Below are 21093 nucleotides of genomic sequence, written 5' to 3'. Positions count from 1 at the left end.
AGCCCGCGCCCCCCCCCCCCCCCCCCCCCCCGCTGCCCCCCCCCGCAGCGCCCGAGCCCCCCGCCGCTTCCACACCCGATCCGCGAGATACCACGCGGCCGTGTCCAGCGCCCCCCGCTCCACCCACCGGTACAACTCGTGCAGCCGCACCGCGGGCTCCCCCCAGTCCCCGAGCGGGAACGCCCGCCCCCTCAGATCACCCGGCCGGATCCCGGCCACCCCTTCGCCGCCCCGCCCGTGCTGAGACGGCCTCTCGGGCTGCATCTCCGGCTGACCCACCCGGCACTCCCTACTGATCACGGTGCGTGACATCACGTACGACCCGGATACGCCCCCGCGCCGCACGGAACGCCACGCAGCACCTGAGGCTGACGCGCCGGACCCTTCCTAGCGCCCCATGGGTGACGAAGAGATGCCTTTCGCCTCTTTTCCGCCCGGAAGAGGGTCTTGATCAGGTATCGGACTCCAGTTCCTCTCACTCGAAAGAGTGCTGGAGCGACGGCTGCGCCGACCACGTAGGCTCGTGCTGAACGGCAAAGCGAGCGGAAATCCTGTACAGGCACCCGTACAGGCACCCGTACACACGCAAGGAGCTGATCGTGATCCCCGGTGGTGGCCAGCCCAACATGCAGCAGCTGCTCCAGCAGGCCCAGAAGATGCAGCAGGACCTGGCGAGGGCGCAGGAGGAACTGGCTCAGACGGAGGTCGAGGGCCAGGCGGGCGGCGGCCTGGTGAAGGCCACCGTGACGGGCTCCGGCGAACTCAGGGCGCTCAGGATCGACCCCAAGGCGGTGGACCCGGAGGACACCGAGACCCTCGCCGACCTGGTCGTCGCGGCCGTACAGGCGGCCAACGAGAACGCGCAGAATCTCCAGCAGCAGAAGCTGGGCCCGCTGGCCCAGGGCCTGGGCGGCGGCAGCGGCATCCCGGGCCTGCCGTTCTGACATTCCCGGCGTTCTCCGGCTTGCCTTTCTAAGACGGGCCGCGGCCAACTACCGTACGTACCGTAAGGAACCCCAGGAAGGACGGCAGTCCGTGTACGAAGGCGTGGTCCAGGACCTCATCGACGAGCTGGGGCGGTTGCCCGGCGTCGGTCCCAAGAGCGCGCAGCGGATCGCCTTCCACATCCTGCAGGCGGAACCGACGGACGTACGGCGCCTCGCTCAGGCCCTGCTGGAGGTCAAGGCGAAGGTCCGCTTCTGCGCGATGTGCGGGAACGTCGCGCAGGAGGAGCTGTGCAACATCTGCCGGGACACGCGCCGTGACCCGGCGGTGATCTGCGTGGTCGAGGAGCCGAAGGACGTCGTGGCGATCGAGCGGACCCGCGAGTTCCGCGGCCGTTACCACGTCCTCGGCGGCGCGATCAGCCCAATCGAGGGTGTCGGACCGGACGACCTGCGTATACGGGAACTTCTCGCGAGGTTGGCCGACGGGACGGTCACGGAACTGATCCTGGCCACGGATCCGAATCTTGAGGGCGAGGCCACGGCCACGTACCTCGCGCGCATGATCAAGCCCATGGGCCTGAAGGTCACCCGCCTGGCCAGCGGCCTCCCGGTGGGTGGCGACCTGGAATACGCGGACGAGGTCACTCTCGGCCGCGCCTTCGAGGGGAGACGACTCCTAGATGTCTGACGCCACGCTGCACGCGAGCGAGCACAACCCGGACGACTTCGCGGTCCAGATCTCGGACCAGATCGAGAGCTTCCTGGTCGCTGTCACGGAGGTCGCGAAGGGCGACGAGCCGGGTTCGACCGTGCCCTTCCTCCTTCTGGAGGTTTCCCAACTCCTCCTGGCCGGCGGCCGCCTGGGCGCCCACGAGGACATCGTCCCCGACGAGCGCTACGAGCCCGACCTGGGCCCGGAGGGGGACGTCGACGAACTCCGCGAGAACCTCGCCCGCCTGCTGGACCCGGTGGACGTCTACTCGGAGGTCTTCGACCCCTACGAGCCCCGCAAGGCCGCCGTCCCGGCCCGGATCTCCGACGACCTGGCCGACGTCATCACCGACCTCCGCCACGGCATGGCCCACTACCGTGCCGGCCGCACCACGGAGGCCCTGTGGTGGTGGCAGTTCTCGTACTTCTCCAACTGGGGCACGACGGCCTCGGCGACCCTGCGCGCACTGCACTCGGTCCTGGCCCACGTCCGCCTGAACCAGCCCCTGGAGGAGCTGGACGGCCTGGACACGGACCAGAGCATGATGGGCGACGAGACGCTGGAGTTCGAGGCCGGCAAGGTCATGGAGCAGGAGATCGGGGAGCCGCTCGGGATGCGCCAGGGGCAGTAGGGGGCGTAGTAGGGGGGCGCGGCGTTTCCTGTGGTGTGACGCGGGTTACAGGAGAAGGCTTCGAAAGTGGCGTAATGAACGGGCCCCTCGGGCGGTCTCACAGGCACAACGGTCACACCTGGCCGGTTGCCCCGCCCGAATCGGAGCCCCCACCATGCACGTCACCATCGAGCAGCCGACCGGCACCCACCTGATCACGGCCGCAGACCAGGAGATCGCGATACCCGCGACCCTGCGCTACACCTCCGCCGACCCGCTGGCGGTGCACATCGACTTCCCGCCGCATGTCACGCTCGACGGCGAGGTCACGACGTGGACGTTCGCCCGCGTGCTGCTGAGCGAGGGCCTGCGTGCCCGGGCCGGGCTCGGCCGCGTCCGCGTCCGGCCGTGCGGGTCGTCCCACACGTATGTGGAGTTCCACGCGCCGGAGGGTACGGCGGTGCTCCGCTTCGGCTCGACGGACCTGTACCGCTTCCTGGCCCGCACGTACACCGTGATCGCGCCGGGCGAGGAGACCGTGGGGGCGGAACTGGACCACGGCCTGGTGGCGCTGTTCGGGGTGTGACGACTCCGGCGTCCACGCGGCATCGGGTGGGCTGTGGCTCCCGTGGTTCTACAGCCCCCACACCCCCTTGCCCGCCGTGGTGACGCCGCCCGCCAGCGCCAGCGACAACACCAGGAGCCGGGCCCGCTTTTCGGGCGTCCGCCCGGCGAGCCACTTGCCGATCACCCCACCCACCACCATCGCCGCGACCACGGCCCCCCATCGTCCCGAACCGAGCCGCGGCACCCCGTTCGCCGCCACCGAGAACACGTTGACGACCACCCCGTAGAACTGCGCGTTCGGCACGAACTCCCGTATCGTCCACCCCGCGTTGAGCGCGTACAGGGAGACCGGCGGCCCGCCCACCCCTGCCGCGGAGTTCATGAATCCGCCCACCGCTCCGGCCGCGACCGCGCCCCTGGTGCCGTGCAGGGCGGGGACGCGGGCGCCCCTCATGACCAGCAGCACGGCGGTCGTCACCAGTCCGCCCATGACCAACAGCAGTACCGATTCCGGCAGTTGACGAGTCGTCCAGGTCCCCGCCGGGACCGTACAGGCTGCCGCGACGCACAGCGGCACCATCGCGCCCGGCCGTACCCGGCGCCAGCCGCTCGCCAGGCCCACGGCGCTGATCGCGCCGGCCGAGCAGCACGATGCCGGCCAGCAGTCACGTGAGGTCGGTGGTGCAGCCCGCTACACCGCCTCTTCGGGAGCTCACTACCTCGTTGCCGACCTCGGAAAACGGGATCGTTGATCTCGCCAGGTCAACGGCCGCCGCAGCGGCCCCGCCCCGAAGGAAAACGTCATGAAGGAAAACGTCATGAAGGCCCTGCTCTCGTCCCGCCCCGTCCTGTGGTTCCTCTTCCTCTTCAACGCCGTCGTCGCCGCGGCCGCCCCCTTCGTCGTGGACGGTGCCCAGGGCATCGCGACCGGCGTCGGCATGGGCGTAGTCTCCCTCGGAGCCGCATCCGCCCTGATGCGCCGACGGAATGCGAACGCGGCGTAACCGGCCAGTCGCCCGGCGTGAATTGGGCATGTGCTGTCCCGGCCCTGTATCTGCCTTGTACGGGCCCTAACCGGTGCCACGCGAATCTGGAGTCACCTCCACCGCAGAGAACACAGAAAGCGGAGGGAGACCCCACCAGACCGCACCGCACCGGGAGTTCGCGATGACCCGTCGTTCCATAACCAAGCGCGTAGCCATCGCCGGCGCCGCCGCCCTCGTTGCCGTCGGCACCTTTGCCGCCGGTGGCGCCGTCGCCGGGCCGGAGAAGGCGGTGAAGCCCACCAAGAAGCAGGTGGCCGCGCTGTTCGACGAGTGGAACGCGGCGCTGAAGACCCAGGACCCGGAGGAGGTCGCCGACCTCTACTGGGACGACGCGGTCCTGCTGCCCACCCTCTCCAACCAGGTCCGTACCGACCGCGAGGGCCGCATCGACTACTTCGAGCACTTCCTGGCCAACAAGCCGGTCGGCAAGAAGATCGAGACGCACATCAACGTCCTCGACTCGAATTCGGTGCTGGATGCGGGTCTCTACGAGTTCGCGCTCACCGACCACGACACGGGCGAGAAGAGCATCGCCAAGGCCCGCTACACCTACGAGTGGGAGAAGCGGGACGGCGAGTGGAAGATCGTCAACCACCACTCCTCGTTGATGCCCGAAGGCTGATCCGCACGGACAGCCCGCCCCCGGGGGCGTCGCCCAGGGCCACCTTCCCGCCGTCGTCGGTCACCAGCTGCTTGACGACGGCGAGGCCGAGGCCCGAGCCGGCCTTCCCGGTCAGGCCCTGGCCGCGCCAGAAGCGGTCGAAGGCGCGGGACTTCTCCGCGTCCGACATGCCGGGGCCCTCGTCGTCCACCGACAGGATCACCTCGTCGCCCCTCGGCTCCACCCGGACCGTGATCGTGCCACCGTCCGGTGACACCTCCAGGGCGTTCGAGAGCACGTTGTCCAGCACCTGGTCCAGATGACCGGGGCTGGTCAGCACAAGCGGCCGGCCGTCGGCACTCCCCCTGAGCGTGATGGTGACTCCGCGCTCGTCGGCGGCCGGCCTCCACACCGACAGCCGCTCGCGGACGATGTCCGCCAGCGACAGCGGCTCCGCCGCCGACACCTTCGCCTCGGCCCGGGCCAGCACCAGCAGACCGTTCACCAGCCGGCTCATCCGGACGACCTCGGCCGTGGCCTGCTCCACGTCCTCCTTGACGAACTCGTCGTCCACGCCGTCCGCGATGTTGTCCAGCGACAGCCGCAACGCGGTGAGAGGAGTACGGAGTTGATGCGAGGCGTCGGCGACGAAGATGCGCTGGGCCGCGACCAGGGTGTCCAGGCGTTCCGCGCCCTGGTTGAGGGTGCGCGCCAGAGTCTGGGTCTCCGGGGGGCCCGTCACGGGGGAGCGGGCGGTCAGATCGCCGTCGCTGAACTTGCTCGCCATGTCGTTGAGCTGGCGCAGCGGCCGGGTGATACGCCGGGCCGCCCCGGCACCGATCACGGCGGCCACGCCGAGGACGACCACCGCGAGTCCGGCGCGGAAGCCCCAGATCTGCCAGAGCCGGCCGGTCATGTCGTCGGTCGAGTACGCGATGCGTACGGCCCCGACGACCGGGCCGTTGTTGCGGTCGTCGAGGCCGTCCTTGTCTGCGCGGGCGGGCACGGTGATCTCAAGCTGCGGCCCCCAGATGAAGGAGGATCCCCAGTCGGTCGTGGGCTTGCCCTGCTCCAGGGCCTTGGTCAGGGCCGCGTCCCGCTTCGGGCTCTGCAGGTTCGTGTCGCAGCGCTCGGTCACCTGGACCTTGCCGGGTGTCTCGCCGCGGTACGCGTCGGCCATCTTGGCCAGCGCCGCGCACGACGGGGCGTTCCCGTTGCCGAGCAGCAGGGCCATGGTCTTGGCCTCACGCCGGACGGAATCCGCGGTGTCGCGCCGCAGCTGGTCCGTGAGCGTGAAGGCCACCGGCACGGTGAACAGGGCGATCGCGACCGCGACGAGCAGGACGTAACTGCGGATGAGCTGACGGATCATGACGCGCCGCCACCGCTGTCGCCCTGGTCACCGTTGACGATCTCCAGCCGGAACCCGACCCCCCGCACCGCCTCGATCGTGATCGCCCCGGCGAGCTTGCGCCGCAGCGCCGCCACATGCACGTCCAGCGTCTTCGTCGGGCCGAACCAGTTCGCGTCCCAGACCGCTTCCATGATCTGCTCGCGCGACATCAACGCCCCCGGCTCCTCGGTGAGGAAGGCCAGCAGGTCGTACTCCTTGGGCGCGAGGGCGACCTCCTCGCCGTCCAGCCGGACACGGGCCGCCTTGCGGTCGACGGTCAGGCGGGGGCCGTATCGGTCCGGGCCGGCCTCGGGAGCAGCGGCAGCGGCAGGGGTACGCGGCTGCATACGGCGCATGACCGCCCGTATCCGCGCGATGACCTCGCGGACCCCGAACGGCTTGGACACGTAGTCGTCCGCGCCGAGCTCCAGCCCGACCACCCGGTCCGTCTCGTCGCTGCGCGCGCTGATCACGATGATCGGCACGTCGCCGCGCTCGCGCAGCGCCTTGCAGACGTCGAGACCGTCGGTGTCGGGCAGGCCGAGATCGAGCAGTACGACGTCGTAGGGGTCGTCGTGGCTCAGCGCCCCGGCACCCGTGGTGACCCATGCCACCTCGAAGCCGTAACGCAGGAGTCCTCGCCGCAGCGACTCGGCGACCGGCTCGTCGTCTTCCACCAGCAGTACGCGCACAGGCGAACCATAGTGGTTGAACTTTAAAGACGACCGGTCGCCGAGCCCGTGAGCAGGTGATAAGCGGGCCAAGCGGGTAAATCGGCCGCTACCACATGATCGGCAGCCGCTCCGGGATCCGTTTCATGAACCCGGTCCGCCACACCAGCTGCTCGATCGGCACCGCGAGCCGCAGCCCGGGCATCCGCTCCAGCAGGGTCTCCAGAGCGATCTCCGCGTGTTTGCGGCCGAGGGCGGTGGCGGGGCAGTAGTGGCGGCCGCCGCCGAAGGAGAGGTGGGCGGTGCTGTTCTCGCGGGTGAGGTCGACGGTGTACGGGTCGGGGAAGGCGGCCGCGTCGAAGTTCGCGCCCTCGACGAGGACGAGGACCAGCTCGCCCGCCTTCACCTGTACCTCCCCGAGGAGCACGTCCTCGGTCGCCAGCCTCGGCAGCCCGTCGCCGATGGACAGGTTGATGCGCAGGAGCTCGTCGACGGCGGCCGGGACCAGGGTGCGGTCGGCGAGGAGGCGGGCGTGCAGCTCGGGGTGCTGGATCAGCGACACCAGCGCCATGGTCAGGAAGCCGGCCGTGGAGATGACACCGGCGCCGAACATCGTCACGCCGACCGTGGCGAGCATCTCGTCGGTGAGGTGGCCGTAGTCGGGGTCGGCGCGCAGGTCGGCCAGCTCGGCCATCAGGCCCGTGGTCGCCGGGTCGTCGAGCCGCTCCGTCATGTACGCGATGTCCCGGTCCCAGTTCAGCCGCGCCCCCGCGACCGGGCAGGCCGAGTTCATGAAAGCGATGTCCAGGCTCCGCATCAGCCTCGGCGCGTCCGCCTGCGGGATGCCGAGGATGCGGCAGTGCATGCCCGCCGAGTACGGGTCGGCGAAGCCGCCGCGCAGGTCCGCCGGGGCGCCCTCGCCGATCAGCTGGTCGACGAGCTCGGCGGCGCAGGACCGCATCCACTCCGCGAGGCCGGGGCTCTTCGGGTTCAGCGCCTTCAACACCGCCTTCCGCAACCCCGCGCCCGTGATGTTCCCCATGTTGTTGACGACCTCGGGCGGGATCGTCAGCGCGTACTGGCGGGGCACGCCCGGGGCCGAGGTGTCCTTCAGGCTGAAGCGCGGATCTTCGAGGACCTGCTTGCACAGCTCGTACGACGACACGAGCCAGGCCTCGTCACCGGCGATGGTGCGGACGCGGCGCACGGGGCTGGCGGCGCGCAGCTCCGCCACCTCGGCGGGGATCTGGTCGCCGCGCCAGGAGAAGGGGAAGTCGAGGGGGGCTTCAGTGAGCATCGGTGGTTGTCCTGTCTGCCGGCGTCACGATGGCGTGCCCCTGGTTGCGGGAGGCGCGCAGGCCTGCGCCGCGGGAGTAGAGGAGCTCAGCCATCGGCAGGAGCTGGTGGTAGCAGTTGAGGGAGGAGGGGACGCCGAGGATGGCGGGCGTGTCCAGGAAGAGGGGCGCCTCGGCACAGACGTAGGCCAGGCAGACCTCGCGCTGCGCCTCGGTCACCCGCCCGGCCTTGCCGGCCAGGAAGGTGTCGACGAGCTTCTCGCAGGTCGCGCGGAACTCGTCGTCGGTGGTGAGGCGGGCCTGCAGACGGCCGTGGATCTCGCGGTACGCCGTGTTGCCGCGGAAGTCCGACATGGCGTGGGCGTGCAGGCGGGTGCTGCCGGGGTCGACGGCTTGGACGGCGCCGAGAACCTTGGCCCGCACGCCGCGCAGGTTCTTCACCGCCTTGCGGCGCGCGTCGTCGGGCGGATACCCGGACGCCGCGTACATCTCCGCCACGTACAGGTCCGTGTACACGAAGTCCACCCGCTCGAAGAGGGCGAGGCCCCAGCGGGCGAGGTCGTGGACGCGGCGGGCGGAGAAATAGCTGTTGCCCGGGGAGACGCCGATGACGGCGTGGTCGCCCGCGACGCGGATGACCTCGCAGTGCTGCGTGAAGGGCTGGATCTCGAAGAGGCCGGCCGGGGAATCCGTATCGGCGGCTTGAGTGACGTGCTGGATCTCTGAATCGGTCACAGTCGTCAAAGGAAGAGATTCCTTCGCGTCGCGAGTCCCGATGGAGCCTTGTGCTCCTGGTGTGGCGACGACGACGCGAAGTTAGCGTCCGACTACGGAGAGCGTCAATGGCAGAGATCGCGATCGGCGGTCCCTGCGACGGCGTCGAGCAGGTGAGCGTTCCGCGCCGACCCGAGTGACCTGCACCACTAACCCGGTTGCCCCACCCCGGACCGGGCAGACACCCTCCCGGAGCGCCGGAATCTCACCATCTGGGAACCCCAAGGTCGTTTTCGGACGCTCGATAGACTGAGCCGACACACACGGACTGAGCGAGGAGCGCACGTGGGCCTTGTCGTGCAGAAGTACGGAGGCTCCTCCGTAGCCGATGCCGAGGGCATCAAGCGCGTCGCCAAGCGGATCGTGGAAGCCAAGAAGAACGGCCACCAGGTGGTCGCCGTGGTTTCCGCGATGGGCGACACGACGGACGAGCTGATCGATCTCGCCGAGCAGGTATCCCCGATGCCTGCCGGGCGCGAGCTCGACATGCTGCTGACCGCCGGAGAGCGGATCTCCATGGCACTGCTGGCCATGGCGATCAAAAACCTGGGCCACAGCGCCCAGTCGTTCACCGGCAGCCAGGCAGGTGTCATCACCGACTCGGTCCACAACAAAGCACGGATCATCGATGTCACGCCTGGCCGGATCCGCACCTCCGTGGACGAGGGCAACATCGCCATCGTGGCCGGGTTCCAGGGCGTCAGCCAGGACTCGAAGGACATCACCACCCTGGGGCGCGGCGGCTCGGACACGACCGCCGTGGCGCTGGCCGCCGCCCTCGACGCCGAGGTGTGCGAGATCTACACCGACGTCGACGGCGTGTTCACCGCCGACCCGCGCGTGGTGAAGAAGGCGAAGAAGATCGACTGGATCTCCTTCGAGGACATGCTGGAGCTGGCTGCGTCCGGCTCGAAGGTGCTGCTCCACCGCTGTGTGGAGTACGCCCGCCGCTACAACATCCCGATCCACGTCCGGTCCAGCTTCAGCGGACTGCAGGGCACGTGGGTCAGCAGCGAGCCGATCGATCAAGGGGACAAGCAGGTGGAGCAGGCCATCATCTCCGGTGTCGCGCACGACACCTCCGAGGCCAAGATCACGGTCGTCGGCGTGCCGGACAAGCCGGGCGAGGCCGCCGCGATCTTCCGGACGATCTCCAACGCCGAGATCAACATCGACATGATCGTGCAGAACGTGTCCGCGGCCTCCACCGGCCTGACGGACATTTCCTTCACGCTCCCCAAGGCCGAGGGCCGCAAGGCCATCGACGCCCTGGAGAAGAACAAGAGCGGCATCGGCTTCGACTCGCTGCGCTACGACGACCAGATCGGCAAGATCTCCCTGGTCGGCGCGGGCATGAAGACGAACCCCGGCGTCACCGCCGACTTCTTCACCGCCCTGTCCGACGCCGGCGTGAACATCGAGCTGATCTCGACCTCCGAGATCCGCATCTCGGTCGTCACCCGCGCCGACGACGTCAACGAGGCCGTTCGCGCCGTGCACAGCGCCTTCGGGCTCGACTCCGACAGCGACGAGGCTGTCGTGTACGGAGGCACCGGACGCTGATGGCGGGAACGGTTTCCCGCCGGCCGACGCTCGCGGTCGTGGGAGCGACCGGAGCCGTCGGCACGGTCATGCTCCAGATCCTGTCCCAGCGCGCGGACATCTGGGGTGAGATCCGTCTCGTCGCCTCGCCGCGCTCGGCCGGCCGCAAGCTGGCCGTGCGCGGCGAGGAGGTCGAGGTGGTGGCACTCACCGAGGAGGCCTTCGCCGGGGTCGACGTCGCGATGTTCGACGTACCGGACGAGGTGGCCGCCCGATGGGCGCCGATCGCCGCCGCCAAGGGCACGGTGGTGGTGGACAATTCGGGCGCCTTCCGGATGGACCCGGGTGTGCCCCTCGTGGTTCCCGAGGTCAACCCGCATGCCGTACGGATGCGGCCGCGCGGCATCGTCGCCAACCCCAACTGCACCACCCTCTCCATGATCGTGGCGCTGGGCGCGCTGCACGCCGAGTTCGGGCTGCGCGAGCTGGTGGTGTCCTCGTACCAGGCGGTGAGCGGGGCCGGGCGCGCCGGCGTCGAGACGCTGCGCCAGCAGCTGTCCCTCGTCGCCGGTACGGATCTGGGGAACAGCCCCGGTGACGTACGGCGGGCCATCGGCGAGAACACCGGGCCGTTCCCGGAGCCGGTCGCGCTGAACGTCGTGCCGTGGGCCGGGTCGCTGCGCGAGGACGGCTGGTCGTCGGAGGAGATGAAGGTGCGGGACGAATCCCGCAAGATCCTCGGCCTGCCGCGGCTGCCGGTCGCGGTGACCTGTGTGCGGGTGCCGGTACTGACCGGGCACTCGCTGACCGTGCATGCCCGCTTCGAGGGCGAGGTCACCGTCGCCAAGGCGCGCGAGATCCTGGCCACCGCACCGGGCGTCGTGCTCTACGACGACCCGGAGGCCGGCGAGTTTCCGACACCCGCCGACGTCGTGGGCACGGACCCGACCTGGGTCGGGCGGGTGCGGCGCGCACTCGACGATCCGACGGCGCTCGAACTCTTCGTGTGCGGGGACAATCTGCGCAAGGGCGCGGCACTGAACACGGCGCAGATCGCGGAGCTCGTGGCGGCGGAGTTTTCGTGAGATCTCCCGTGGTGCCAGAAAACTCCTGGGCATGGGTTGAATCGTTTGTAGGATCTATGTGAAAAGTGTGAGCCGATCGGTGGTCCGGACCACTTGAACCGGGCCCCGGCGGCAGCCGAAGATTTTCCTCCCCGCCCTGCAACCGCTTGCAGGGCGGGGAGCGTCTTTGCGGTCGCCCTTATGGGGCGCGAGGACGCGTTTTTTCTGGCGTGGGGACGCCATGGGCCGGGCGTGGGGACGTCCGCTCGTTTTGGACATAAGGGAAGAGCGGGTAGGCATGTGGGCGTTTGACGCACGGTCAGCTGTGCTGCCTGGCACGAGAGGGTCGTCTGCTGGGACTGACGCAAAAGTGACGTCCGGCACGTACAACCCTCCCGGGGGGAAGCGTGTCCAACTGGCGTGGCAGAGGTACTCGACTTCAGTGCGGCGACCCGCGGTACGGCCCTACGGCCGCCCCGCCGGCCCGTCCGACCCCGCATGCCCGGCACGCCCGGCGGCATGCCGGTGATCGCGCCCATGCCCGCAGCGCGGCCCGCCCGCATTCCCAGTCAGCGCGACGGCTCCGAGCACGCCGAGAACACCGCGGCGGCCGGTACGACCGTCGACCACCTCACCGAGACCTACCGGGCGCACTACCGCTCGCTGCTGGGTCTCGCGGCCCTGCTCCTCGACGACACCGCCTCCTGCGAGGACGTGGTCCAGGAGGCGTTCATCCGCGTCCACTCCGCGCGCAAGCGTGTGCGTGACCCGGAGAAGACACTGGCTTATCTGCGCCAGACCGTCGTCAACCTGTCCCGCTCCGCCCTGCGTCGCCGCATACTCGGACTGAAGCTGCTGTCCAAGCCGATGCCCGACATGGCGAGCGCGGAGGAGGGGGCGTACGACCAGCTCGAGCGGGACTCCCTCATCAAGGCGATGAAGGGCCTGCAGCGCCGGCAGCGCGAGGTGCTGGTCCTGCGTTACTTCGCGGATATGACCGAGGCTCAGGTCGCCGAGACGCTCGGCATCTCCCTGGGCTCGGTGAAGGCCTACGGCTCGCGCGGCATCGCGGCGCTGCGGGTGGCCATGGAGGCGCCGGCATGAGCGAGGACCATGACGGGCAGCGTCATCTGCGCGTCCCCCACGAGCCGTACGACTGGCGTGAGCCGACAGGGCGGCCGGACAAGCAACAGCCGAAGCAATCGCACGCTGGGAACGGAACTGTGAACCACGGCCCCGACGACCAGGGCCCCGAGGGGCTCGACTCGGACGAGCTGGCACTGCGCCGCATGCTGCAACACGCGGTCGAGGAGATCGAGCCGCGCGACGGCACGCTCGACCATCTGCGGCGGGCGGTGCCCGCGCGACGGGCGCGCAAGCGGCAGGCGCTCGTCGGCGTGGCGGCCGCGGCCCTCTTTGTCGGCACCGCCGTCCCGGCCCTGGTGCACGTCTCCAACTCCACCGGCTCCGACGTCAACCCGTCCGTCGCCGGCCACGGCGAGCAGGCGCAGGGCGGATCCGGTCAGGGTGAGGAGACCGAAGGCGGCGAGAGCACCTCCGGCGGCTCCTCCGGCAAGACCGAGGACCAGGGCAAGGGGAGCGAGAAGGACGAGGACAAGGGAACCAGCACCGGTCCGGGTACCGGCTCCGGGAGCCCCGACGATCCCTCGGCGACAGGCCCCGCCGGCACAGTCGCGTGTACCGCCGATCAGCTCGGCACATCGGGCGGGACCGCGGCCCTGCCCGACCCGTCCGGCGCGGTGTACGGCACCTTCACCTTCAGCAACGTCTCCACCGTCGACTGCACGGTGAGCAGCCCGGGCACGGTGGCCTTGGCCACGGCAGGAGCGGCGGACGGCAAGGTCACCGACGCCCGGCATGTCGCCGGCGACGCGGCGGCCGGCCTGCCCGACCCGGCCCAGGAGCTCACCTCCCTCGTCCTCAAGCCGGGCGACTCGTACCAGGTGAAGTTCGCCTGGGTCCCCTCGGAGACCTGCCCCACGACGAGTGACCCCAGCGGCGGCGGCACGGGCGGCAACGACCCCTCACCCACCCCGACCCCGACCGAGGACAACACCGGCACGACCGACGGCACGTCCACCGGCGGCGACACCGGCACCACCACCCAGCTGATGACGGAGGACACCACGGCCGACGGCAGCGTCACCGTCTCCAACACGACGGAGGCGGCAGGGCCCACGGCCTCGGTGACGGTGTCCAACGCATGCGCCGGGATCGTGTACTGGACGGGCGTGCTGGCAGGGGCGTAGCCGGCGGGCGGCGCCCGCGGAGGAGCGGGCGCTTGCCGCGGCGCCGTCCCCTCTAGGCGTTCGCCTTCTCCTGCGCCGGACCGTCGCTCGGTTCCCCGGGCCGGGCCGACTCGCCCCCGTCGGCCGCTCTGTCCGACACGAGGCCCAGCTCCGCGTCCCGCACGGACTCCACCTCGCGGCGGAGCAGGCGGAACCACATGAAGACCACGAAGCCCGCGAAGACGAACCACTCGCCGGTGTAGCCGAGGTTCTGGAACGCCTTCAGGTCGAGGCCGGTGTCGTTGGCGGTGGCCACCGGCACGGGCTTCATGCCGGAGTCGGCCTTGGTGAGGGTGACCCAGGCGTCGTAGACGTCGTACGGCACCAGGTTCACCAGCGACGCCGCGCTGATCGCCCCCGTCTGACCGGTCGGCAGGCCCCCTTGCGCCGGCACGCCGTTCTCACCGGGCACCTCGGACGCCTGGAGCGAACCCGTGACCCTGACCTCGCCGGTGGGGGCGGCGGGGGCCTCGGCGCGGTCGGCGTCGCCGGGCAGCCAGCCCCGCACGACCGGCAGGGCCTTGTCCTCGTCGGTGTGCAGCAGCGTCAGGACGTAGTAGCCCTGCTTGCCGTCCAGCTCCCGGTCGGGGACGAGCAGCTGCTTGCCGTACCGGCCGCTCGCGGTGACCTTCTTGCCCACCGTCGCCTTGTCCACGGGCAGCAGCTCGGTGAGCGGTCGGGCCGCCTCCTGCTTGTTCTCCGCGGCCTGCTCACCGGCGCTGCGATGCTCCTCGACCCGTGCCTCGAACCGGCTCAGCTGCCACGACCCCATGAACACGCAGAAGGGGATGGCGAGCAGCACGAAGACGTTGATTCCCCACCAACGGGGCGTCAGCAGAAACCGGTACACGCCCTCAACGGTACGGGGCTCCTGCGGAGGGCCTGGCTGCGGGGTCCGGTCCCGTCTCAGTACCGCTCGACGAGGTGTTCCCGTCCGGCGGGGGGTTCGTACGGCTCCGGCCAGCCGCATCGATATGCGCCTACCGGCACGTGGCCGTGACCGTGGATATACGGCCGCTCTCGTCCCCCGTGAAGAAGGAGACGGCGTACATCTCCTCCAGCCCCACCGTGAAGTGGGTCCAGGTGACGACCTGACCCGGCTCGGCGACGATCCGCTCGATCCGCAGGCGCCAGTCACCCGGATACTCCCGGTTGAACTGCACATACCGCTCCCGCCCGCTGATGCGCTCCCGTGTCTGGGGCAGCTCGTACACGACGTCCTCGGCCAGCGTGTCGGCGAACGCGTCCCACTCCCGGGCCGCGGCGGTGGCCCAGAACCTCTCGACTGTCTTCCGCAGATCCGTCATGCCGAGGAGTCTGCACCCCGCCACTGACAATCGACCCTGACCTGGGAAAACATCACTTCCGAGTGGCGAACTCGGCGAGGTGGAGGAACCTGCCCGGCGCGACGAGCGAGGCCGTCGTCTCGCGCCGTGCCGGGCCCAGGACGCTCCCCCACTGCCTTAACGCATGGGCGCGAAGTTATCCACAGGCTGGGGACCTCGCCAGCGAGTTGTCGGCCGGGCCAGGCACTATGGGGCAATGACTGAGAGCCACGGGTCCGATTCGCGGGATCACCACAAGCAGGACAACGACATGCCGGACTGGGAGAAGCGGTTCAGGGCGCCTCGGGTGTCGCTGCCCGACTGGGCGGAGGACGCCCCGGACCGTTCGCTGTTCGTGTCGAACGCCACAGGGACGTACGAGCTGTACGCCTGGGACCGGTCGACCGGCGAGCAGCGCCAGGTGACCGACCGGCCGAACGGCACGACGGACGGCGTGCTCACCCCGGACGGCGCGTGGATCTGGTGGTTCGACGACAAGGACGGTGACGAGTTCGGCGTCTGGCGCCGTCAGCGGTTCGGCGGCGGCGAGGACGAGCTGGCGGCGCCGGGCCTGGACCCGTCGTACCCGGCGGGCCTCGCTCTGGGCCGCGACGGCCGTACGGCGATCGTGGGCCGCTCGACGGACGAGGACGGTACGACGATCCATCTGGCCCGCACCGGCGAGCCCCCGACGGAGATCTACCGCCACCGCGAGTCCGCGGGCGTCGGTGACCTCTCGCGCGACGGCACGCTGATCGCCATCGAGCACACCGAGCACGGCGACGCGATGCACTCGGCACTGCGCGTCCTGCGTCCCGACGGCACGGCGGTCGCGGAACTCGACGACACCAAGGGAGGCTCGAAGGAACTGGGCCTGGAGGTCCTGGGCTTCGCCCCGGTCGAGGGCGACGCGCGCCTGCTCATCGGCCACCAGAGGCGCGGCCGCTGGGAGCCCCTGGTGTGGGACGTGGCGACGGGGGAGGAGACGGACCTCGGGCTGGAGCTGCCGGGTGACGTGAGCGCCGAGTGGTATCCCGACGGCACCGGCCTGCTGATCGTGCACAGCTTCGAGGCCCGCAGCGAGCTGTTCCGCTACGACCTGGCCCGGCGCGAGCTGGTGCGGATCCCGACCCCGGCGGGCTCGGTGTCGGGCGCGACGGCCCGTCCGGACGGCAGCGTGGAGTACCTGTGGTCGTCGGCGGCGGAGCCGTCCGCGGTGCGGTCGACGACAGGGCGCGTGGTGCTGGACCCGCCCGGCATGAAGTCCCCCGGCTCGGTCCCGGTCCAGGACGTGTGGGTGGAGGGCCCGGGCGGCCGCATCCACGCCCTCGTGCAGCGCCCCGAGGGCGCCGAGGGCCCGCTCCCGACGGTCTTCGACATCCACGGCGGCCCGACCTGGCACGACAGCGACTCGTTCGCGGCGGGCCCGGCGGCCTGGGTGGACCACGGGTACGCGGTGGTGCGGGTCAACTACCGCGGCTCGACGGGCTACGGGCGCGCCTGGACGGACGCGCTCAAGCACCGGGTCGGGCTGATCGAGCTGGAGGACATCGCGGCGGTCCGGGAATGGGCGGTGACGTCCGGCCTCGCCGACCCGGCCCGGCTGATCCTGACCGGCGGTTCGTGGGGCGGCTACCTCACCCTCCTCGGCCTCGGCACCCAGCCGGACGCGTGGACCCTGGGCATCGCGGCGGTCCCGGTCGCCGACTACGTCACGGCGTACCACGACGAGATGGAGTCACTGAAGGCCCTGGACCGCACCCTGCTGGGCGGCACACCGGAGGAGGTGCCGGAGCGCTTCGAGGCGTCGTCACCGCTGACGTACGTCGACCAGGTCAAGGCACCGGTCTACATCTCGGCCGGTGTGAACGACCCGCGCTGCCCGATCCGGCAGATCGACAACTATGTGAAGCGGCTCGAGGCCAGGGAGGCCATCCACGAGGTGTACCGCTACGACGCCGGGCACGGCTCGCTGGTGGTGGACGAACGGATCAAGCAGGTGAGACTGGAACTGGACTTCGCGGAGCGCCACTTGAGGGCTCCGCAGTAGCCCATCTCAGCCCGTCTGGGGGTGCCCCCTCTGGGGGAGTTTGAGGACGAGGCCGTTCAGGCCGATGGGGGTCCAGGGGGCGAAGCCCCCTGGCGGGGTCGAAGGGGCGGAGCCCCTTCAGGACGGGACGGGTAGGGGCGGCGGGGGCGAAAAACCCCGGCCTAAGCCCCCGCCCGCTCCCGCGACCGCCTCCCCAGCAATTCCGCCAACCCCCGCCGCGTGGCGGCCAGAACGACCCGGTCCTCCTTCTGCAGGACGTAGTTGTCGGGCAGCTCCCACACCCACCCCGACCCAGACGCACCACCCGCCCGGCCGTCCTCGTACGCCTCCTCCACCGCCGGTTCCTCCCGGCGATCGTCGCGGCGTTCGTCCCGCCCACGCCGGTCCAGCGCCAGCACCCGCCAGGAACCCGCCCGGAAGGCCTGACCGACGGTCTTGTCCTCCAGCTGCGGATGACCGGCCACGTCCATCGCCGCGAACAGCAGCACCCGCCGCTCGACCGGAATGGCACCCAGGATCTGGCGCCCCATCATCGCCCCGGCGAACGCGGGCGCGGCCAGATGGGTCACGCTCCGGCTGCGGGTGGACGCGTGGGGGTGCGCGGCGCGCAGGGTGCGGTAGACGGCGGTGGCGAAGTCGTCGTCGTACAGGCGCAGGACCACGCGAAGGTCGGGGCGCACGGAGCGTGCGTACAGGGCGGCTTCGAGGTTGGTCGTATCCGCACTGGTCACGGACAGCAGCGCATGCGCACGGTGGATCTTGGCCGCCTCCAGGACGCCCTCCTGAGTGACGTCCCCGAGCACCACCGGTACCCGCAGCCGCCGCGCCGTGGCCAGCCCGCGTGCCTCGGGGTCGGCCTCGACGCAGACCACGGGGATGTGCAGTTCCCGCAGCCGCGTCAGCACCCGGGTGCCGATCTTGCCCAGCCCGAGCAGAACCACATGGCCACCCAGTCCGCGCGGCGGTTTGCGCAGGGCGGATGCGGTGCGGAACGTGCCCAGGGCCTCCAGCACCGCCGCCAGCAGCACCGGAAGCAGCAGCAGACCCATCAGCCCGGACAGGAGCTGGAGGATCTGGCGGGCCAGGGACTGGTGGAGCGCGGGTTCGTTGATGGCGAAGAGGTCGAGGAGGGTCATGTACGTGGCGTACAGCGGGTGTTCCCCGGTCACCACCATCAGCGCCACGGCCAGCGCCGCCACACACCCCACCAGTCCGGCCAGCGACCACCGCAACCGCCGCGAGAACAGCGAGGCGAACGACGGTACGGCTCCTCGTCCCGACGGCAGCGAGGGACCCGCATACGACACCTGCTCCAGGACGACCGTCCCACGCCCCCGGGCCCCCTGCACCGCGGCCGCGTCCGGCAGCAGCAGCGGCCCCTGCTCGCCACTGCCGTCCGAACCGTCCGAACCACCCGTTCCGCCCGCTCCGTTGCCGGTCGTGGACAGCAGGGCCAGCGTGGCCAGCCCGGAAGGGGGCGCCTGTCCCGGCCGCAGCGGCGGGCGTTCCACCGCGCGCAGCAGCAGGCCGTCCGTCTGTACGACCTTGGTGGTGCCGGCGACGGCGGAGGCGGCCAGCGCGGGGGCGGCCGTATCGGCGTCGGACAGGACCGTCGTGGAGGCGTCCAGACCTGCGTCGCCCAGACCCGTCGCCAACGTGGCTGCCTGGTCGAGGAGTTCCTCGATGTGCTGGCCCAGCCGGCGGTTGTAGAGGCGCAGGACGAGCCGGAGGCGGGGGTTGAGGCGGCGGGCGGTGAGGGCGGCGCGGATGTTGGTCTCGTCGTCGTCATAGACGAGGGCGAGCGCGGCGGCCCGTTCCACGCCCGCGTCGGCGAACGCCTCCTCGGTGGCCTCGGCGGCCTCCACCACCCGGACGCTCCCGGCCGGTTCGCTGCTGCTGCCGCCGGCTGCGCCGCCCGCCCGGTTGACGGCCGCGTTCACCACCCGGTCGAGCAGCGCCGCCGACGCGGCCCTGGCCCGGCCCACGACCGGCGGCCGTACCGTGCGCTCGGAGGGCGGCACGACGAGCGTGACCTGTTCGCCGTACACCTCGCGCAACTCGGCGGCCAGCCGGTGCGCGAGCCCGTCGTCGCCGCACACCACCATGTGCGCGGCCGTGTCACTCCCTAAGCCCTGATTCGGAACGCTCGCCACAAGGGGACAGACTGCCTCACCGTGACGGGTGGTTCCACAGGCGCCCCCTCGGAACCTGAACGGCCGCGCCCGTCCGGCCGTATGAGAGGGGAGGGCAACCAGCGCCCTTCCGCACCACCGGAGGTACCTCGCCCGTGGCGATCACCAAGACCGTCCCGCAGCGGACCGACGACCGCAGGAACCCGGAGCCGACGGATGAGGGCCGGCACCTCAACTCCCCCCTCCTCCTCACCATGCTCATGGTCGTGCTGGTGCTGCTCCAGAGCCCGATCCGCCGCGCCCTCGCCGCACCGGTGATGCAGAGCTGGACGACGGTGTTCGTCGCGGTCATGGTCCAGGCGCTGCCCTTCCTGGTGCTGGGCGTGCTGCTCTCGGCGGCGATCGCGGTGTTCGTACCTCCGTCCTTCTTCGCCCGCGCCCTGCCCCGCCGCCCCGCCCTCGCCGTCCCGGTCGCCGGAGCGGCAGGCGCGGTGCTGCCGGGCTGCGAGTGCGCGTCCGTGCCGGTGGCCGGAGCGCTGGTCCGGCGCGGAGTCACCCCGGCCGCGGCGCTGACGTTCCTGCTGTCCGCCCCCGCGATCAACCCGATCGTGCTGACGGCGACGGCCGTCGCCTTCCCCGGCAATCCGGAGATGGTCCTCGCCCGCCTGGTCGCCAGCCTGCTGGTGGCCTGCGCGATGGGCTGGCTGTGGCTGCGCCTCGGCCGCACCGACTGGCTGCGTCCGCCCTCCCACCTGTCCTACGACGGCCAGAGCAAGGGCGAGGCCTTCTGGGGCTCCGTCCGGCACGACGTGATGCACGCGGGCGGCTTCCTGGTGGTCGGCGCGATGGCGGCGGCGACCCTCAAGGCGGTGGCTCCGGAGAGCTGGCTGCGCACGGCGGCCGACAACCCGGTGCTGGCGGTGCTCGCCCTCGCGGTCCTCGCCGTGGTGCTGTCGATCTGCTCGGAGGCGGACGCGTTCGTGGCGGCGTCGCTGTCGCAGTTCTCGCTCACGGCCCGGCTCACCTTCCTCGTCGTGGGCCCGATGATCGACCTGAAGTTGTTCGCGATGCAGGCGGGCACCTTCGGCCGCGCCTTCGCCCTGCGCTTCGCACCAGCCACCTTCGCGCTGGCCGTGGTCGTGTCGGTGCTCACGGGGGCGGTGATCCTGTGAACCGCCAGGCCCAGGCCGCCGTCCTGTTCCTGCTGGGTGCGTCCCTGCTGCATGCGGCGACGACCGACCTCTATCTGCGGTACGTCAAGCAGGGGCTGCGTCCGCTGGTGCTGGTGTCCGGCGCGGTGCTCATCGCGGCGGCGCTGGCGACGGTCTGGTACGAGCGCAAGCGGGCGCGGGCGCAGAAGCAGCACGAGGCCGATGAGGGCAGTGACAAGGACAGCGGCAAAGACAGCGGCAAAGACAGCGGCAAAGACAGTGGGAATAGCAGCGACAAAGACAGCAGCAAGAACAGCGGCAAGGACGCCCACGCCCACGCCCACCGAGAACCCCGAATCTCCTGGCTCCTCGTCCTCCCCCTCTTCGCCCTGATCCTGGTGGCCCCGCCCGCCCTCGGCTCCTACAGCGCGACCCGCACCGGTACGGCCCTCCAGGAACCCCTCGCCTATCCGTCCCTCCCCGCCGCCGACCCCCTGCGCCTCAGCGTGGTCGACTACGCGGGCCGCGCCGTCTACGACCACGGCCGCACCCTCCACGACCGCCGGGTCCAGCTCACCGGCTTCCTGGCCCTGGACCGCGACGGCACCCCCTACCTCGTCCGCATGGCCCTCAACTGCTGCGCCGCCGACGCCCAACCGGTCAAGGTCGCCCTCACCGGCCGGATCCCCCCGGTCCTCCAGCCGGACACCTGGCTCCAGATCACCGGCACCTACACCCCACGCCGCGCCAAGGACCCGGTCAACGGCGGCCCGATCCCGTTCATCGAGGTCACGGAGGCGAAACCGGTGACGGAGCCGACGGACCCGTACGACGAGAGCTGGAACAACTGACCCCGCCGGCACCCCGCTGACCGAATGGACCCTTGCCGTCCCCGAGGAGTCCC

20 protein-coding genes and 2 pseudogenes are annotated in these 21093 nt (G+C 70.7%); 13 read left to right on the top strand and 9 right to left on the bottom strand.

Features of this window, described 5'->3' with window-relative positions:
• The coding region (locus ADL12_RS02045) for an SLATT domain-containing protein (RefSeq protein WP_159053055.1) at positions 1–279 on the bottom strand (279 nt) is incomplete at its 3' end.
• Positions 280–599: 320 nt separating this feature from the next.
• Between ADL12_RS02045 and ADL12_RS02040 the strand changes: the two genes are divergently transcribed.
• The 4 genes from ADL12_RS02040 to ADL12_RS02025 all read left to right on the top strand — a co-directional run bounded on the left by ADL12_RS02040 (position 600) and on the right by ADL12_RS02025 (position 2855).
• Positions 600–944 carry a YbaB/EbfC family nucleoid-associated protein gene (locus ADL12_RS02040; protein WP_062697765.1) on the top strand — a complete coding sequence of 115 codons (345 nt, stop codon included), beginning with the start codon at positions 600–602 and terminating at the stop codon, positions 942–944.
• Between the two features lie 91 nt (positions 945–1035).
• Positions 1036–1635, top strand: a complete 600-nt coding sequence (gene recR, locus ADL12_RS02035; protein ID WP_062697763.1) for a recombination mediator RecR — start codon at positions 1036–1038, stop codon at positions 1633–1635.
• The gene (locus ADL12_RS02030) at positions 1628–2290 is read left to right on the top strand and encodes a DUF5063 domain-containing protein (protein ID WP_062697761.1); all 663 of its coding nucleotides are present in this window, start codon (positions 1628–1630) and stop codon (positions 2288–2290) included. Before recR ends, ADL12_RS02030 begins: the two co-directional genes overlap by 8 nt.
• Before the next feature lie 154 nt (positions 2291–2444).
• Positions 2445–2855 carry an SsgA family sporulation/cell division regulator gene (locus ADL12_RS02025; RefSeq protein ID WP_062697759.1) on the top strand — a complete coding sequence of 137 codons (411 nt, stop codon included), beginning with the start codon at positions 2445–2447 and terminating at the stop codon, positions 2853–2855.
• A gap of 48 nt (positions 2856–2903) precedes the next feature.
• On the opposite strand, the pseudogene ADL12_RS02020 reads toward ADL12_RS02025, so the two are convergent.
• Positions 2904–3482: pseudogene (locus tag ADL12_RS02020) on the bottom strand (TSUP family transporter); the annotation flags it as partial.
• A 157-nt stretch (positions 3483–3639) separates the two neighbouring features.
• Here ADL12_RS02020 and ADL12_RS02015 point away from each other — a divergent pair.
• Positions 3640–3840: a hypothetical protein gene (locus tag ADL12_RS02015; protein ID WP_244187734.1), complete on the top strand. Its 201-nt coding sequence runs from the start codon at positions 3640–3642 to the stop codon at positions 3838–3840.
• A 163-nt stretch (positions 3841–4003) separates the two neighbouring features.
• Complete coding sequence (locus tag ADL12_RS02010) at positions 4004–4504, top strand: SgcJ/EcaC family oxidoreductase (protein WP_062697757.1); 501 nt, start codon at positions 4004–4006, stop codon at positions 4502–4504.
• On the opposite strand, the gene ADL12_RS02005 is transcribed toward ADL12_RS02010, so the two are convergent.
• From ADL12_RS02005 to ADL12_RS01990, 4 genes are all read right to left on the bottom strand, one after another.
• Complete coding sequence (locus tag ADL12_RS02005) at positions 4470–5855, bottom strand: sensor histidine kinase (RefSeq protein WP_062697755.1); 1386 nt, start codon at positions 5853–5855, stop codon at positions 4470–4472. The two genes, ADL12_RS02010 and ADL12_RS02005, sit on opposite strands and share 35 nt — an antisense overlap.
• Positions 5852–6568, bottom strand: coding sequence for a response regulator transcription factor (locus tag ADL12_RS02000; RefSeq protein ID WP_062697753.1), 717 nt, complete (start codon positions 6566–6568; stop codon positions 5852–5854). The genes ADL12_RS02005 and ADL12_RS02000 overlap by 4 nt, the downstream gene beginning before the upstream one ends.
• 88 nt (positions 6569–6656) lie before the next feature.
• The gene (locus ADL12_RS01995) at positions 6657–7844 is read right to left on the bottom strand and encodes a cytochrome P450 (protein ID WP_062697751.1); all 1188 of its coding nucleotides are present in this window, start codon (positions 7842–7844) and stop codon (positions 6657–6659) included.
• Positions 7834–8577 (bottom strand): cyclodityrosine synthase, encoded by a 744-nt coding sequence (locus tag ADL12_RS01990; protein ID WP_079051795.1) that lies wholly within the window; start codon positions 8575–8577, stop codon positions 7834–7836. Before ADL12_RS01990 ends, ADL12_RS01995 begins: the two co-directional genes overlap by 11 nt.
• Before the next feature lie 324 nt (positions 8578–8901).
• Here ADL12_RS01990 and ADL12_RS01985 point away from each other — a divergent pair, with 324 nt between their 5' ends.
• The 4 genes from ADL12_RS01985 (at position 8902) to ADL12_RS01970 (ending at position 13492) form a co-directional block, all read left to right on the top strand.
• Positions 8902–10179, top strand: a complete 1278-nt coding sequence (locus ADL12_RS01985; RefSeq protein WP_062697749.1) for an aspartate kinase — start codon at positions 8902–8904, stop codon at positions 10177–10179.
• Positions 10179–11243: an aspartate-semialdehyde dehydrogenase gene (locus tag ADL12_RS01980; protein WP_062697746.1), complete on the top strand. Its 1065-nt coding sequence runs from the start codon at positions 10179–10181 to the stop codon at positions 11241–11243. Before ADL12_RS01985 ends, ADL12_RS01980 begins: the two co-directional genes overlap by 1 nt.
• A gap of 399 nt (positions 11244–11642) precedes the next feature.
• Positions 11643–12326: a SigE family RNA polymerase sigma factor gene (locus ADL12_RS01975; protein WP_079051794.1), complete on the top strand. Its 684-nt coding sequence runs from the start codon at positions 11643–11645 to the stop codon at positions 12324–12326.
• Between the two features lie 119 nt (positions 12327–12445).
• Positions 12446–13492 carry a hypothetical protein gene (locus tag ADL12_RS01970; protein WP_062697789.1) on the top strand — a complete coding sequence of 349 codons (1047 nt, stop codon included), beginning with the start codon at positions 12446–12448 and terminating at the stop codon, positions 13490–13492.
• Positions 13493–13544: 52 nt separating this feature from the next.
• On the opposite strand, the gene ADL12_RS01965 is transcribed toward ADL12_RS01970, so the two are convergent.
• Together ADL12_RS01965 and ADL12_RS01960 are read right to left on the bottom strand one after the other, a co-directional pair.
• Entirely contained in the window at positions 13545–14381 is an 837-nt protein-coding gene (locus ADL12_RS01965) for an SURF1 family protein (RefSeq protein ID WP_062697744.1), read from the bottom strand.
• 56 nt (positions 14382–14437) lie between these two features.
• Positions 14438–14838: pseudogene (locus ADL12_RS01960) on the bottom strand (nuclear transport factor 2 family protein).
• Positions 14839–15073: 235 nt separating this feature from the next.
• Here ADL12_RS01960 and ADL12_RS01955 point away from each other — a divergent pair.
• Positions 15074–16906: a S9 family peptidase gene (locus tag ADL12_RS01955; RefSeq protein ID WP_062697741.1), complete on the top strand. Its 1833-nt coding sequence runs from the start codon at positions 15074–15076 to the stop codon at positions 16904–16906.
• 161 nt (positions 16907–17067) lie between these two features.
• Here ADL12_RS01955 and ADL12_RS01950 read toward each other — a convergent pair whose 3' ends face one another.
• Positions 17068–19011: an NAD-binding protein gene (locus ADL12_RS01950; RefSeq protein ID WP_062697739.1), complete on the bottom strand. Its 1944-nt coding sequence runs from the start codon at positions 19009–19011 to the stop codon at positions 17068–17070.
• Between the two features lie 182 nt (positions 19012–19193).
• On the opposite strand from ADL12_RS01950, the gene ADL12_RS01945 reads away from it, so the two are divergent.
• Together ADL12_RS01945 and ADL12_RS01940 are read left to right on the top strand one after the other, a co-directional pair.
• Positions 19194–20210, top strand: a complete 1017-nt coding sequence (locus ADL12_RS01945) for a permease (RefSeq protein WP_062697737.1) — start codon at positions 19194–19196, stop codon at positions 20208–20210.
• Positions 20207–21040, top strand: a complete 834-nt coding sequence (locus ADL12_RS01940) for a TIGR03943 family putative permease subunit (RefSeq protein ID WP_062697735.1) — start codon at positions 20207–20209, stop codon at positions 21038–21040. The genes ADL12_RS01945 and ADL12_RS01940 overlap by 4 nt, the downstream gene beginning before the upstream one ends.
• Positions 21041–21093 lie beyond the last annotated feature (53 nt).

The organism is Streptomyces regalis, from assembly GCF_001509475.1.
GTDB classification, from domain to species: domain Bacteria; phylum Actinomycetota; class Actinomycetes; order Streptomycetales; family Streptomycetaceae; genus Streptomyces; species Streptomyces regalis.
Note: the sequence above shows the minus strand (reverse complement) of the source record. Positions and strands in the feature narration are given on the sequence as shown.

Coding starts and splice junctions, on each gene's coding strand:
- ADL12_RS02030 (WP_062697761.1), top strand. CDS start 1,628: ATGTCTGACGCCACGCTGCACGCGAGCGAGCACAACCCGGACGACTTC.
- ADL12_RS02025 (WP_062697759.1), top strand. CDS start 2,445: ATGCACGTCACCATCGAGCAGCCGACCGGCACCCACCTGATCACGGCC.
- ADL12_RS02015 (WP_244187734.1), top strand. CDS start 3,640: ATGAAGGAAAACGTCATGAAGGCCCTGCTCTCGTCCCGCCCCGTCCTG.
- ADL12_RS02010 (WP_062697757.1), top strand. CDS start 4,004: ATGACCCGTCGTTCCATAACCAAGCGCGTAGCCATCGCCGGCGCCGCC.
- ADL12_RS02005 (WP_062697755.1), bottom strand. CDS start 5,855: ATGATCCGTCAGCTCATCCGCAGTTACGTCCTGCTCGTCGCGGTCGCG.
- ADL12_RS01995 (WP_062697751.1), bottom strand. CDS start 7,844: ATGCTCACTGAAGCCCCCCTCGACTTCCCCTTCTCCTGGCGCGGCGAC.
- ADL12_RS01980 (WP_062697746.1), top strand. CDS start 10,179: ATGGCGGGAACGGTTTCCCGCCGGCCGACGCTCGCGGTCGTGGGAGCG.
- ADL12_RS01955 (WP_062697741.1), top strand. CDS start 15,074: ATGACTGAGAGCCACGGGTCCGATTCGCGGGATCACCACAAGCAGGAC.
- ADL12_RS01950 (WP_062697739.1), bottom strand. CDS start 19,011: ATGGTGGTGTGCGGCGACGACGGGCTCGCGCACCGGCTGGCCGCCGAG.